Origin of the sequence: Serratia entomophila, assembly GCF_021462285.1 — a bacterium.
GTDB lineage: Bacteria > Pseudomonadota > Gammaproteobacteria > Enterobacterales > Enterobacteriaceae > Serratia > Serratia entomophila.
In genome coordinates this window covers 433314-446221 of record NZ_CP082787.1, presented here as the reverse complement: position 1 = coordinate 446221, position 12908 = coordinate 433314, and the positions used below count along the sequence as shown (strand labels likewise).

At 63.5% G+C, this 12908-nt stretch carries 14 protein-coding genes; 10 read left to right on the top strand and 4 right to left on the bottom strand.

The features are described 5' to 3' along the window. The first annotated feature begins 78 nt into the window (after positions 1-78). The gene (gene treC / locus KHA73_RS02095) at positions 79-1743 is read left to right on the top strand and encodes an alpha,alpha-phosphotrehalase (protein WP_234588064.1); all 1665 of its coding nucleotides are present in this window, start codon (positions 79-81) and stop codon (positions 1741-1743) included. A 35-nt stretch (positions 1744-1778) separates the two neighbouring features. On the opposite strand, the gene KHA73_RS02090 is transcribed toward treC, so the two are convergent. Next, positions 1779-2303 carry an NAD(P)H-dependent oxidoreductase gene (locus tag KHA73_RS02090; RefSeq protein WP_234588062.1) on the bottom strand — a complete coding sequence of 175 codons (525 nt, stop codon included), beginning with the start codon at positions 2301-2303 and terminating at the stop codon, positions 1779-1781. 104 nt (positions 2304-2407) lie between these two features. Between KHA73_RS02090 and KHA73_RS02085 the strand changes: the two genes are divergently transcribed. The 3 genes from KHA73_RS02085 to nrdG all read left to right on the top strand — a co-directional run bounded on the left by KHA73_RS02085 (position 2408) and on the right by nrdG (position 6326). After that, on the top strand, positions 2408-3322 hold the full coding sequence (locus KHA73_RS02085; RefSeq protein ID WP_234588052.1) for a LysR family transcriptional regulator: 915 nt from the start codon (positions 2408-2410) through the stop codon (positions 3320-3322). Between the two features lie 205 nt (positions 3323-3527). Further along, positions 3528-5666 carry an anaerobic ribonucleoside-triphosphate reductase gene (gene nrdD / locus KHA73_RS02080; protein ID WP_234588051.1) on the top strand — a complete coding sequence of 713 codons (2139 nt, stop codon included), beginning with the start codon at positions 3528-3530 and terminating at the stop codon, positions 5664-5666. Between the two features lie 195 nt (positions 5667-5861). Next, the gene (gene nrdG, locus KHA73_RS02075) at positions 5862-6326 is read left to right on the top strand and encodes an anaerobic ribonucleoside-triphosphate reductase-activating protein (protein WP_234588049.1); all 465 of its coding nucleotides are present in this window, start codon (positions 5862-5864) and stop codon (positions 6324-6326) included. A gap of 5 nt (positions 6327-6331) precedes the next feature. Here nrdG and KHA73_RS02070 read toward each other — a convergent pair whose 3' ends face one another. The 3 genes from KHA73_RS02070 to KHA73_RS02060 all read right to left on the bottom strand — a co-directional run bounded on the left by KHA73_RS02070 (position 6332) and on the right by KHA73_RS02060 (position 8067). Next, complete coding sequence (locus KHA73_RS02070) at positions 6332-6607, bottom strand: type II toxin-antitoxin system RelE/ParE family toxin (RefSeq protein WP_061799809.1); 276 nt, start codon at positions 6605-6607, stop codon at positions 6332-6334. An 8-nt stretch (positions 6608-6615) separates the two neighbouring features. Then, on the bottom strand, positions 6616-6903 hold the full coding sequence (locus KHA73_RS02065; protein ID WP_013811307.1) for a type II toxin-antitoxin system RelB/DinJ family antitoxin: 288 nt from the start codon (positions 6901-6903) through the stop codon (positions 6616-6618). Positions 6904-7008: 105 nt separating this feature from the next. Next, positions 7009-8067 (bottom strand): permease, encoded by a 1059-nt coding sequence (locus KHA73_RS02060; protein ID WP_234591168.1) that lies wholly within the window; start codon positions 8065-8067, stop codon positions 7009-7011. Positions 8068-8412: 345 nt separating this feature from the next. On the opposite strand from KHA73_RS02060, the gene phnF reads away from it, so the two are divergent. Genes phnF through phnK form a run of 6 tightly spaced genes read left to right on the top strand, consistent with a single transcriptional unit; the run spans position 8413 to position 12895 of the window. Continuing rightward, positions 8413-9141: a phosphonate metabolism transcriptional regulator PhnF gene (phnF, locus tag KHA73_RS02055; protein WP_234588040.1), complete on the top strand. Its 729-nt coding sequence runs from the start codon at positions 8413-8415 to the stop codon at positions 9139-9141. Continuing rightward, entirely contained in the window at positions 9142-9585 is a 444-nt protein-coding gene (phnG, locus tag KHA73_RS02050) for a phosphonate C-P lyase system protein PhnG (RefSeq protein WP_234588038.1), read from the top strand. A 2-nt stretch (positions 9586-9587) separates the two neighbouring features. Next, entirely contained in the window at positions 9588-10169 is a 582-nt protein-coding gene (gene phnH, locus KHA73_RS02045; RefSeq protein ID WP_234588036.1) for a phosphonate C-P lyase system protein PhnH, read from the top strand. Next, positions 10169-11254, top strand: a complete 1086-nt coding sequence (locus KHA73_RS02040) for a carbon-phosphorus lyase complex subunit PhnI (protein WP_234588035.1) — start codon at positions 10169-10171, stop codon at positions 11252-11254. Before phnH ends, KHA73_RS02040 begins: the two co-directional genes overlap by 1 nt. Beyond that, positions 11247-12107, top strand: coding sequence for an alpha-D-ribose 1-methylphosphonate 5-phosphate C-P-lyase PhnJ (locus tag KHA73_RS02035; protein ID WP_234588033.1), 861 nt, complete (start codon positions 11247-11249; stop codon positions 12105-12107). Before KHA73_RS02040 ends, KHA73_RS02035 begins: the two co-directional genes overlap by 8 nt. Beyond that, a complete protein-coding gene (gene phnK, locus KHA73_RS02030; RefSeq protein WP_234588022.1) occupies positions 12107-12895 on the top strand; it encodes a phosphonate C-P lyase system protein PhnK in 789 nt (262 codons plus the stop codon). The genes KHA73_RS02035 and phnK overlap by 1 nt, the downstream gene beginning before the upstream one ends. Positions 12896-12908 lie beyond the last annotated feature (13 nt).

The window sequence follows — 12908 nt, the reverse complement described above, 5'->3', positions numbered from 1 at the left end:
TTCAGGCCGCGGCAAGCGCGCCGCGGTTTGAAAGATGAAGGGGTACGGCCCGTTGTCACGATTCAAAGGTATCCAGTTATGAGTAACCCAATCCCCTGGTGGCAGAACGGCGTCATCTACCAAATCTATCCGAAGAGCTTTCAGGACAGCACCGGCAACGGCTACGGCGATCTGGCCGGCGTCACCCGGCGGCTGGACTATCTGCATGAGCTGGGCGTCGACGCCATCTGGCTGACGCCGGTGTATGTCTCGCCGCAGGTGGACAACGGCTATGACGTGGCGGACTACTGCGCCATCGACCCGGCCTACGGCACCATGGCGGATTTCGACAATCTGATCGCCGCCGCCCACCAGCGCGGCATCCGCATCGTGATGGACATGGTGTTCAACCACACCTCTACCGAACACCCTTGGTTCCAGGCCGCGCAGGACCGCAACAGCCCTTATCGCCAGTTCTATGTCTGGCGCGACGGCGAAGGCGATGCCCCGCCGAACAACTGGCGCTCCAAGTTCGGCGGCAACGCCTGGCAGTGGCATGCCGACAGCGGCCAGTACTACCTGCACCTGTTCGCCACCGAGCAGGCAGACCTGAACTGGGAGCATCCGCCGGTACGCGAGGAGCTGAAGAAGGTCTGCCAGTTCTGGGCCGACAAGGGCGTTGACGGTCTGCGCCTCGACGTGATCAACCTGGTCTCCAAACGGCAGGATTTCCCGTCAGACAGCCAGGGCGACGGCCGCCGCTTCTATACCGACGGCCCGCGCATTCACGAATTCCTGCAGGAGATGAGCCGCGAGGTGTTCCAACCGCGCGGCCTGATGACCGTGGGCGAGATGTCCTCCACCACGCTGGCGCATTGCCAACAATATGCGGCGCAGAGCGGTGAGGAGCTGTCGATGACCTTCAACTTCCACCACCTGAAGGTGGACTACGCCGGCGGAGAAAAATGGACGCTGGCGGCGCCGGACTACGTGGAGCTGAAGCAGATTTTCCGCCACTGGCAGCAAGGCATGCACGGCCGCGCCTGGAACGCGCTGTTCTGGTGTAACCACGATCAGCCGCGCATCGTTTCCCGCTTCGGCGACGAAGGCGAGCTGCGGGTGCCGGCCGCCAAAATGCTGGCGATGGTGCTGCACGGCATGCAGGGCACGCCGTATATCTATCAGGGGGAAGAGATCGGCATGACCAACCCGGGCTTCCGCGACATCGGCCAGTATCGCGATGTGGAAAGCCTGAATATGTACGCCGAGCTGAGCGCCCAGGGCAAAAGCGACGCCGAGCTGCTGGCGATCCTGGCCAGCAAATCGCGCGACAACGGCCGCACGCCGATGCAGTGGAGCGCGGCGGCCAACGCCGGTTTCACTCAGGGCACGCCCTGGCTAGGCTGCGCGGAAAACTATCCGCAGATCAACGCCGAAGCGGCGTTGGCCGATCTGGACTCGGTATTTTACGCCTACCGCCAGCTGATCACCCTGCGCAAGCAGTACCCGCTGCTGACCCACGGCGACTATCAGGATCTGGCGCCGTCGCACCCGGCGCTGTGGTGCTACCAGCGCAGCTGGAACGGCCAGCGCCTGCTGGTGGTGGCCAACCTCAGCCGCGAACCGCAGGCCTGGGGCGCGGAAGGCGTGGAGCCTTCCGCCCAGTGGCGCCCGCTGATGAGCAACTACGCCGATGCGGCGGACCAACCGCAGGCGCTTACTCTGCAGCCGTTCGAAGCGGTATGGTGGCTGCTGGAAGACTAAAGCCTTCCCCCACGGGCGCAGCCCCCCGCTGCGCCCTACAATTTTTGCAGCAGTTGCACTACGCCGGCGGCCTCTTGCGCCAGCCGTTCATCGCTCATGTCAAACACCCCTTGCACCAAATGCGGCGGCAGGTAATCCATGCCGGTCAGGTTGGCCATGGCATTGAATGGGCGCAGCAGATCCGTGACCGGATAGCGGTTGTAACCTTCCGGCGTATAGGCCTGCGCGTTGCCGCCGGTGCTCACCACCAGCTGCAGCGGTTTGCCGTGCAGCCGGGTGCCTTCGCTGCCGTAGGCGAAACCGTAGGTTAATACCGCGTCCTGCCATTCGCTGAGGATCGCCGGTGAGCTGTACCAGTAGAACGGGAACATCATCACTACCGCGTCATGGGCCTCCAGCAGTTCCTGCTCGCGCGCCACGTCGATGCGGTAATCCGGGTAAGCGCGGATCAGCTCATGCAGGGTAACGTTCGGCAGCGGGCGCAGCGCCTCGATCAGCGCCTGGTTAATGCGCGACTCGTCGGGCGTGCGGTGGGCGGTTAACACTAAAATGCGTGACATACACTATCCTTGGCTGAGATTTGATAACGCATTTTTCCATTTCCGCCGCCGCGGGTGTAGGCTGTGATGGGTTACATTAATTTCAACTAAAAGTATCAACCACCATGTCGCTGCCCTTTGACGTACATCGTCTGCTGCCGGCGTTTCTCGCCGCCGCCCAGACGCAAAACTTTTCCGCCGCTGCGCGCCAGTTGGGCGTCACCCCGGCGGCGGTCAGCAAAAACATTCGCGTGCTGGAAGAAAAGCTGGCGCTGCGTCTGTTCCAGCGCAACACCCACAACGTGGTGCTGACCGACGAAGGCAAAGCATTGCTGGCGCAGGTGGCGCCGCTGTGGCAGGCGCTGTCCGCCACGCTGGAAAACGCCGGCGGCGTGCGGCAGGCGCCTGCCGGCACCGTGCGCGTCAGCATGATCCCCGGCTTCGGCCGCCAGATGCTGATGCCCTTGATCCCGCTGTTTCTGCAACGTTACCCGCAGATCGATCTCGATCTTTCGCTGGATGCGCGGGTGGTTAATCTGGTGGGCGAAGGCTTCGACGTCGGCATCGGCAGCCGGATCGATCCCGACAGCCGGCTGGTGGCCCGGCCGCTCTACCCGATGCAGATGGTGCTGGCGGCTTCGCCGGGCTACCTGGCGCAGCGCGGCGCGCCGCAGGATCCTCAGGATCTGCCGCAGCACGACTGCCTGCTGCACCGCAACCCGGCCAACGGGCGCAGCGTAAAGTGGCAGCTGCAGCGACGCGGCCAACCGCTGACGCTGGATCTGCATGGCCGCCTGATGGCCAGCCGCCCGGAGATGCTGCTGGACGCGGCGCTTGCCGGCCTGGGCATCGCCAACCTGGCGCACTGGTACGCCGAAAAACACTTCGCGCAGGGCACCCTGCAGCCGGTGCTGCCCGCCTGCTGGCCGCGCCCGGTTCAGCTGTGGCTGTATTACGCCTCGGCGGATCTGCCGCCGCGCGTCCGCGTCTGGGTCGATTTTTTGCTGGAACATTTCCGCCCGCAGCCGGCGGGCGATTGACGTCTGTACAGCTTGCGCCCGCCGTTGAATTTTCCTTGTCCTACATCAAAAGAACCCCGCCAACATCTATATATAGTGCATTAATAATCTCAAATACCTATATATAGTAGTTATCCACAAAAGCATCCACATGCCGCCGCAGCCCTTGCGCGCTGCGGCTTCGCCCTGTGGATAACCTATCCCTCGGGAAACAAGGAGTCACAACGTGAAACCAGTAGTGATTAAACGGGACGGTTGCCAGGTACCTTTTGACGAAGCGCGCATCGCGCAGGCGATTGAACGCGCCGCCCTGGCGGCCGGGGTGGTCGACGCCGACTACTGCGCCACCGTCGCCCGCGCGGTCGCTCAGCGCATGGAACGGCAGCAGCACGTTGATATCCATGAAATTCAGCAGGCGGTGGAAAACCAGCTGATGGCCGGCGAATACAAGCAGCTGGCGCGCGCCTACATCGAATACCGCCACGATCGCGACGTGGCGCGCGAGCTGCGCGGGCAGCTGAACCAGGAGATCCGCGGCCTGGTGGAACAAAGCAACCGCGCGCTGCTGAACGAAAACGCCAACAAGGACAGCAAGGTGATCCCGACCCAGCGCGATCTGCTGGCCGGCATCGTCGCCAAACACTACGCCAAGCAGCACATCCTGCCGCGCGACGTGGTGCTGGCCCATGAGCGCGGCGAAATTCACTACCACGATCTCGACTACGCGCCGTTCTTCCCGATGTTCAACTGCATGCTGATCGACCTGAAAGGCATGCTGACCAACGGTTTCAAGATGGGCAACGCCGAGATCGAACCGCCGAAGTCGATCTCCACCGCCACCGCCGTGACCGCGCAGATCATCGCCCAGGTCGCCAGCCACATTTACGGCGGCACCACCATTAACCGCATCGACGAGATCCTGGCGCCCTTCGTCAGCGAAAGCTTCCGCAAGCACCGCGAAGTGGCCGAGCAATGGCAGATCCCGGACGTGCAGGGCTACGCCATGGCGCGCACCGAGAAAGAGTGTTACGACGCCTTCCAGTCGTTGGAATACGAGGTCAACACCCTGCACACCGCCAACGGCCAGACGCCGTTCGTCACCTTCGGCTTCGGCCTCGGCACCTGCTGGGAATCGCGCCTGATCCAGCGTTCGATCCTGAAAAACCGCATCGCCGGGCTGGGCAAAAACCGCAAGACCGCCGTGTTCCCCAAGCTGGTGTTCGCCATCTGCGACGGCCTCAACCACCAGTACGGCGATCCGAACTACGACATCAAGCAGCTGGCGCTGGAGTGCGCCAGCAAGCGCATGTATCCGGACATCCTCAATTACGATCAGGTGGTGAAGGTCACCGGCTCGTTCAAGACGCCGATGGGCTGCCGCAGCTTCCTCGGCACCTACGAGGAGAACGGCGAGCTGGTGCACGACGGCCGCAACAACATCGGCGTGATCAGCCTGAATCTGCCGCGCATCGCGCTGGAGGCGATGGGCGACGAGGCGCGCTTCTGGGCGCTGCTGGATCAGCGCCTGCAGCTGGCGAAAAAGGCGCTGATGACGCGCATCGCCCGGCTGGAAGGCATCAAGGCGCGGGTGGCGCCGATCCTGTACATGGAAGGCGCCTGCGGCGTGCGGCTGAAGGCCGACGACAACATCGCCGACATCTTCAAGAACGGCCGCGCGTCCATCTCGCTGGGTTATATCGGCCTGCACGAAACCATCAACGCGCTGTTCGGCAACGGCACCCACGTTTACGACGACGAAGCGCTGCGCGCCAAGGCGCTGGCGATCGTCGCACGGCTGCGCGCCGCCACCGACGGCTGGAAAGCGGAAACCGGCTACGGCTTCAGCCTGTACAGCACGCCGAGCGAAAATCTGTGCGACCGCTTCTGCCGGCTGGACACCGCCGATTTCGGCGTGGTGCCGGGCGTGACCGACAAGGGCTACTACACCAACAGCTTCCACCTCGACGTAGAGAAAAAGGTCAATCCGTACGACAAGCTGGACTTCGAGGCGCCCTATCCGCCGTTGGCCAACGGCGGCTTTATCTGCTACGGCGAATACCCCAACCTGCAGCACAATTTAAAGGCGCTGGAAGACGTGTGGGATTACAGCTACAGCCGGGTGCCCTACTACGGCACCAACACGCCGATCGACGAGTGCTACGAATGCGGCTTCACCGGCGAGTTTTCCTGTACCAGCAAGGGCTTCACCTGCCCGAAATGCGGCAACCACGAGCCGTCCAAGGTGTCGGTCACCCGGCGGGTGTGCGGCTACCTCGGCAGCCCGGACGCCAGGCCGTTCAACGCCGGCAAGCAGGAAGAGGTGAAACGGCGGGTGAAGCACCTCGACAACGGGCGGCTCGGCTGAGGTGCCCCGTTTAACCCTGATGAGCGGGTTCAGTATACAGAGCTCTGATAAAGCCAATTATTAGGGAAAGCGTGCCGAAGGGGTCGTAGCGGCTTGCCGCCGGAGCGCCCCTCGGGGCGCTAAGCCCGGGTATCTCGGGCGAAAAGACAACTTTGCCACTAAACATACACTGAACCCCTGCAACCAGAAAAAATGATGAATTATCACCAGTACTATCCCCTAGATGTGGTCAACGGCCCCGGCACCCGCTGCACGCTGTTCGTCGCCGGCTGCGTGCATCAGTGCCCCGGCTGCTACAACAAAAGCACCTGGCGGCTCAACTCCGGCCAGCCGTTTACCCCGGCGCTGGAAGACCGCATCATCGCCGATCTGAACGATGCGCGCGTGCCGCGCCAGGGGCTGTCGCTGTCCGGCGGCGATCCGCTGCACCCGGCCAACGTGCTGAGCATCTTAAAGCTGGTGAAACGGGTGCGCGCCGAGTGCCCGGGCAAGGATATCTGGCTGTGGACCGGCTACCGGCTGGCGGAGCTGGACGCGCAGCAAATGCAGGTGGTAGACAGGATTAACGTATTGATTGACGGCAAGTTTGTGCAGGATTTGAAAGACCCAGCGCTGATCTGGCGCGGCAGCAGCAACCAGGTGGTGCATAAGCTGCAATGACAATGCTAGTTTGGAAATTTCTCACGCTGGTGGGCAATCGAGAAAACCTTAATAACGTCATCAACGATGATATACACCAGCAACAGGGAGGCCTTGTTAATTAGCAGCTTACGTGCCTTCCCATACCAGGGCTTACCTAACTCAGGATGATCCAGCAGGCGCTTTACCGCTTTATCGATCTCGTTATCAGCCTGCTCTGCCGCCTGTGGATTGAAAATATAAAGAAACTCAAAAATACGTTCCCTGTCCCGTAGCGCTGCATTATCCCATTCGATACGCATAACGATCCCTATTTTCGGTCGTATTTCGCTCTAATTTTTGCCTTAAAGGCATCCATGCTTTCTTCTACTTCTTGTTGGCTAAGGTAGACAGCATTACCTTCATGCAGACGGGAAAAAGCTGCATCCACCTTATCTTTCAGCCAGTTTTCGTGCTCCTCCGCGGCCCGTTGCTCATCAGCCATTTGCTCCGCTAAGCGGCGGCAGGCTTCACTCAATGTCGTTCCTTTAGCCTCAGCGGCCTTCTGCGCCAAACGCTTGGTTTCATCTTCGATGCGAAACTGGATACGACTTTCCATCTTTGCTCCTCCTGCAATCGCACGATGGCGACACTGAATATTGAACAGACACGTTAGCACATTTGTGACAACAACATCGAGATGAAAGGTCATTTTTTGAACATTTTACATCAACCCCATCCCCAGCACGCCGGTCGCTACGCCGCACAGCGCCACCAGCGCCGCGGTCAGGCACAGCGCCCGGGCGGAAAAGACTTTGTTGAGCATCAGCAGCGAAGGCAGGCTGACCGCCGGCAGGGTCATCAGCAGCGCCAGCGCCGGGCCGGCGCCCATGCCCGCCAGCATCATGGCCTGCACGATCGGGATTTCCGCCGCGGTGGGGATCACGAACAGGCAGCCGACGATGGCTAAACCGATGATCCACAGCAGGCTGTTGTCGACCGCGCCGTCGGCGTGCGGGAACAGCCAAACCCGCGCTGCGCCCAGCGCCAGCACCGCCAGCACGTAGATCGGGATGGTCGACCAGAACAGCGCCCACAGCGTCTTCAGCCAGCGGCCGAGGAACGGCCGATCTTCGGTTTTCACCGGCGGTATCGCCGCTTGCTGCAGCGCGGCCGGCTGCGGGTCATTGGCGGTGACGCGCTGCACCAGCCAGGCGATGCCCAGCACCATCACCACCCCGGCCACCAGCCGAATAGCGGCGAACGGCCAGCCGAGCACGAAGCCCATAAAAATCAGCGTCGCCGGGTTCAGCACCGGGTTGCTTAGCCAAAAGGCCAGCGCCGCCCCGCTGGATACCGACTGGCGACGCAGCCCGGCGGCCACCGGCGCCGCGCAGCAGGTGCACATCATACCCGGCAGCGCGATCAGCGTGCCCAGCAGGGTGCCGGAAAAACGCGGGTGGCCCAGCGTGCGCAGCAGCCAGTCGCGCGGGATCAGCACCTGCACCAGCGATCCCAGCAAGACGCCGAGCACCGCCGCCTTCCACACCGCGGTGAAATAGATCAGCGCATAGTGCCAGGCCGCCAGCCAGGGGCTGCCGTCGGCTCCGGCCAGTATCGATTTGCCGATCGAATGGGTGTCCGCCGCCAAAAAGGCCTTGCCGTAGTAAGGCTGCCATTTGACGTAGTAGAGGCCGACGGCCACCACCAGCAGGAACAGGATCGGTTTCCACAGCGGCCAGGCGCGGGGCGTGCGGTCAGGGGCGGTTAAAGGTTGCGGCATGGTGTCGGCCAGAGTCAGTCCAGGGTGGCCCAGCATAGCGCGCCGCGCCCGGCCGCGCATCCCCGGGCTGTCCAAAATAGTTCATCTGTTCGCCACCGGCGCGTAACGCGATTGTCATCTGGCGGCGGCAACATGATGCCAACTTGAAAGCCACAGGGCATACCCGTCGCCTTTCAAGCCGTAGCGTTGTTAGCTGCACTCGCTCACCCCAGTTACTTACTAAAGTAAGCGCCTGGCGATGAGCGAGCTGGCCGCCTAGCTACAATTTGAAAGTCATAGGGTAAGCACCAGCACCGTAAGAAATCCTGATAAATCATACAGATCCGGCACGACGAGGTTTTTATTATGATGGACTTATCTAGACATCCGACCACTTACCCCACCCGTTACCAGCAGATCGCCGCCCAGCTGGAACAAGAGCTGCGCACCCAGTACCGCTGCGGCGACTATCTGCCTTCCGAGCAGCAGCTGGCGGAGCGCTATCAGGTCAATCGCCACACCCTGCGCCGCGCAGTGGATCAGCTGGTGGAACGCGGCTGGCTGCAGCGCCGCCACGGCGTCGGCATTCTGGTGCTGATGCGCCCCTACGACTACCCGCTGCATGCCAATACGCGGTTCAGCCAGAACCTGCTCGAGCAGGGCAGCCACCCCACCAGTGAGCGCTTACTCGCAGTATTGCGCCCGTGCAACGGGCACATCGCCAGCGCGCTGTCGCGTGAAGAAGGCGAAATGGTGATCCACCTGCGCACCCTGCGCCGGGTCAATGGCGTGCCGATGAGCGTGATCGACCACTACCTGCCCGATCTCGACTGGTGGCCGGCGCTGCAGCAGTTCCACAGCGGCTCGCTGCATGAGTTTATCGAACAGCACATTCGCCAGCCGCTGACCCGCAGCCAGACGCGCATCAGCGCGCGCCGCGCACAGGCCAAAGAGAGCCGGCTGTTGGCGATCGCCACCCACGCGCCGCTGCTGTGCGTGCGCACCCTGAACGTCTGCAACGGCAGCGACCGCGTGGCGGAATACTCCGTCAGCCTGGCCCGCGCCGACATGATCGAACTGACGATGGAGCACTGAATGCAATCCTTACAGCCAAGACAGCGCTGGATGTCGGTGCTGGCGCACAGCCAGCCGGCCCAGCTGCGCAGCCACTGGCAGGCGCTGAACCTCAGCCCGCGCTACCGGAACATCCGCGCGCCGGAGATTGGCCTGGCGCAGCTGCAGGGGCGCATGGGCGCCACCGGCCGCCGCTTTGTGCTGGGCGACGTGACGATTACCCGCGCGGTGGTGCAGCTGGAAAGCGGCGGCTATGGCTACAGCTATATCGCCGGGCGCGACAAGGCGCACGCCGAGCTGTGTGCGCTGGCCGATGCGCTGCTGCAGCAGCCGGAACACGGCGAGCGGCTGCAACAGCAATTGATAGAACCGCTGGCCGCGCTGCAGCACGAGCAGCGCCAGCTGCGCGCCCGTGCGGTGGCCTCCAGCCGGGTGGATTTCTTTACCCTGGTGCGGGGGGATTGAGCATGAGTTTATTGACCGGTTTTGACCAACCCATAGAGCAATCGCAACACAGCTTCCGCTTGATCCTCAAGGCGTTAAGCGAGCCAGGCTATTGCATCACGCTGCAGGGCGGCCCCGCCTGGGGCGCGCTGAACGCCGCCAGCACCGCCGCGCTGCTGACGCTGGCCGATCAGGAAACCCCGCTTCAGCTGTGCGACGCGCTGAAGAGTGAGCAAGTGCTAACAAACATTCGCTTCCACAGCGGCGCGCCGCTGGCCGCCAATGCGCAAGAAATCGGCTTTGCGCTGTTCGATGCGCAGCTGCAGGCCGCCGATCTGCAGGCGCTGCCGCACGGCAGCGAAATTTCGCCGGAACTCGGCGCCACGGTAGTGGTGCAGCTAGCGGGGCTGGAACAAGGTGCTGCGCTGCGCCTGACCGGCCCCGGCATCGAACGTCAACGGATTATCTCGCCGCAGCTGCCGCCGGCGCTGCTGGATTACCTGATCAACCGCCCGCAGCGCTTCCCGCTCGGGCTGGATTTTCTACTGACCTGCGGTGAGCGCCTGCTGGCTATCCCGCGGACCACCCGCGTGGAGGTGTGCTGATGTACGTAGCGGTAAAAGGGGGCGAAAAAGCCATCGAGGCCGCCCATCGGCTGCAGGAACAGCTGCGGCGCGGCGACGACGGCCTGCCGGCGATCGGCGTGGAGCAAATAGCACAGCAGCTGGGGCTGGCGGTGGACCGGGTGATGACCGAGGGCGGCATCTACGATCGCGAGCTGGCGGCGCTGGCCATCAAACAGGCCGGCGGCGACCTGGTCGAGGCGATTTTCCTGCTGCGCGCCTATCGCACCACCCTGCCGCGCCTGGCGGTCAGCGAACCGCTGGCGACCGAAAATATGCGGCTGGAGCGGCGCATCTCGGCGGTTTACAAGGACTTGCCCGGCGGGCAGGTGCTGGGGCCGACCTACGATTACACCCACCGGCTGTTGGACTTCGCGCTGCTGGCGGAAGGCGAAACGCCGCGCGCGCCGCAGGCCGACGAGCCACTGCCGGAAAGCTGCGCTCACGTGTTCGAGCTGCTCGGCAAACAGCAGCTGGCGCTGGCGGAACAGGACGACGGCAGCGCGCCGGACGACATTACCCGCACCCCGCCGGTTTACCCCTGCTCGCGCTCGGCGCGGCTGCAGCAGCTGGTGCGCGGCGACGAAGGCTTTCTGCTGGCGCTGGGCTACGCCACCCAGCGCGGCTATGGCCGCAACCACCCGTTCGCCGGCGAGATCCGCACCGGCTACGTTTCGCTGGAGATGGTGCCTGAAGAGCTCGGTTTCGCGCTGGATATCGGCGAAATCCTGCTGACCGAGTGCGAGATGGTCAACGGCTTCGTCGATCCGCAAGACCGCCCGCCGCACTTCACCCGCGGCTATGGCCTGGTGTTCGGCCGCGCCGAGCGCAAAGCGATGGCGATGGCGCTGGTGGATCGCGCGCTGCAAAGCCCGGAGTACGGCGAAGGGGTCGCCGGCCCGGCGCAGGACGAAGAGTTCGTGCTGGCCCACGCCGACAACGTGGAAGCCGCCGGCTTTGTCTCCCATCTCAAGCTGCCGCACTACGTCGACTTCCAGGCCGAACTGGAGTTGCTGAAACGGCTGCGGCAGGAATTCAGCGAGCGTCAGGAGGCCCGCGATGAGTGAAGTATTGACCGGCTATAACCTCGGCTATCTAGACGAACAGACCAAGCGCACTCTCCGCCGCGCCATCCTCAAGGCAGTGGCGATCCCCGGCTATCAGGTGCCGTTCGGCGGCCGCGAGATGCCGATGCCCTACGGCTGGGGCACCGGCGGCATTCAGCTCACCGCCAGCATCATCGGCCGCGCCGACGTGCTGAAGGTGATCGACCAGGGCGCCGACGACACCACCAACGCGGTGTCGATCCGCCGCTTCTTCCAGCGCGTCGCCGGGGTGGCGACCACCGAACGCACGCCGGAGGCGACGCTGATCCAGACCCGCCACCGCATCCCGGAAACCGCGCTGCGCGAGGACCAGATCCTGATTTATCAGGTGCCGATCCCGGAGCCGCTGCGCTTTATCGAGCCGCGTGAAACCGAGACCCGCAAAATGCACGCGCTGGAAGAGTACGGCGTGATGCAGGTGAAGCTGTATGAGGACATCGCGCGCTACGGCCATATCGCCACCACCTACGCCTACCCGGTGAAGGTGAACGACCGCTATGTGATGGACCCGTCGCCGATCCCGAAGTTCGATAACCCGAAAATGCACATGATGCCGGCCCTGCAGCTGTTCGGCGCCGGGCGCGAGAAGCGCATCTACGCCCTGCCGCCGTTCTGCAAGGTGGAGAGCCTGGACTTCGACGACCATCCGTTCAGCGTGCAGCAGTGGGACGAACCCTGCGCCCTGTGCGGCTCGCGCCACAGCTACCTGGACGAGGTGGTGCTCGATGACCAGGGCAACCGCATGTTCGTCTGTTCGGACACCGACTACTGCCGGCAACAGCTGGCGCAACCTTCGCAAGAGGCGCAGCACTGATGACTTCCACCCCACTGAGCACCACGCCGCTGCTGTCGGTGAGCCACCTCACCCATCTGTATGCGCCCGGCAAAGGCTTCAGCGATGTGTCGTTCGATATCTACCCCGGTGAAGTGCTGGGCATCGTCGGCGAATCCGGCTCCGGCAAGACCACGCTGCTGAAGTCGATTTCGGCACGGCTGGCGCCGCAGCGCGGGCAGATCCTCTATCGCCCGCAGGCCGACAGCCGGCATGACCTGTACGCCATGGCGGAGAGCGACCGCCGCCGCCTGCTGCGCACCGACTGGGGCGTGGTGCACCAACACCCGCTCGACGGGCTGCGGCCGCAGGTTTCCGCCGGCGGCAACATCGGCGAACGGCTGATGGCCATCGGCCAGCGCCACTACGGCGACATCCGCCGCCAGGCCGGCCAGTGGCTTGAGGACGTCGAGATCCCGCTGTCGCGCCTCGATGACCTGCCGACCACCTTCTCCGGCGGCATGCAGCAACGGCTGCAGATCGCCCGCAACCTGGTGACCCACCCCCGGCTGGTGTTTATGGATGAACCGACCGGCGGGCTGGACGTTTCGGTGCAGGCGCGCCTGCTCGATCTGCTGCGCAACCTGGTGGTGGAGATGCAGCTGGCGGCGGTGATCGTCACCCACGATCTCGGCGTGGCGCGGCTGCTGGCGCACCGGCTGCTGGTGATGAAGCAAGGGGAAGTGGTGGAAAGCGGCCTCACCGATCGGGTGCTGGACGATCCGCACCATCCTTACACCCAGCTGCTGGTTTCTTCGGTGCTGTCGTAACCCAAGGCGATAA

What these genes read in the sequence shown, in the direction of transcription:
- KHA73_RS02090 (WP_234588062.1), bottom strand. Translation starts at nt 2,303, where the DNA reads ATGTCACGCATTTTAGTGTTAACCGCCCACCGCACGCCCGACGAGTCG.
- KHA73_RS02065 (WP_013811307.1), bottom strand. Translation starts at nt 6,903, where the DNA reads ATGGAAAGTCGTATCCAGTTTCGCATCGAAGATGAAACCAAGCGTTTG.
- phnK (WP_234588022.1), top strand. Translation starts at nt 12,107, where the DNA reads ATGACTTCCACCCCACTGAGCACCACGCCGCTGCTGTCGGTGAGCCAC.
- phnH (WP_234588036.1), top strand. Translation starts at nt 9,588, where the DNA reads ATGAGTTTATTGACCGGTTTTGACCAACCCATAGAGCAATCGCAACAC.
- phnG (WP_234588038.1), top strand. Translation starts at nt 9,142, where the DNA reads ATGCAATCCTTACAGCCAAGACAGCGCTGGATGTCGGTGCTGGCGCAC.
- KHA73_RS02040 (WP_234588035.1), top strand. Translation starts at nt 10,169, where the DNA reads ATGTACGTAGCGGTAAAAGGGGGCGAAAAAGCCATCGAGGCCGCCCAT.
- KHA73_RS02060 (WP_234591168.1), bottom strand. Translation starts at nt 8,067, where the DNA reads ATGCCGCAACCTTTAACCGCCCCTGACCGCACGCCCCGCGCCTGGCCG.
- KHA73_RS02070 (WP_061799809.1), bottom strand. Translation starts at nt 6,607, where the DNA reads ATGCGTATCGAATGGGATAATGCAGCGCTACGGGACAGGGAACGTATT.
- phnF (WP_234588040.1), top strand. Translation starts at nt 8,413, where the DNA reads ATGATGGACTTATCTAGACATCCGACCACTTACCCCACCCGTTACCAG.
- KHA73_RS02035 (WP_234588033.1), top strand. Translation starts at nt 11,247, where the DNA reads ATGAGTGAAGTATTGACCGGCTATAACCTCGGCTATCTAGACGAACAG.
- nrdG (WP_234588049.1), top strand. Translation starts at nt 5,862, where the DNA reads ATGAATTATCACCAGTACTATCCCCTAGATGTGGTCAACGGCCCCGGC.
- KHA73_RS02085 (WP_234588052.1), top strand. Translation starts at nt 2,408, where the DNA reads ATGTCGCTGCCCTTTGACGTACATCGTCTGCTGCCGGCGTTTCTCGCC.
- treC (WP_234588064.1), top strand. Translation starts at nt 79, where the DNA reads ATGAGTAACCCAATCCCCTGGTGGCAGAACGGCGTCATCTACCAAATC.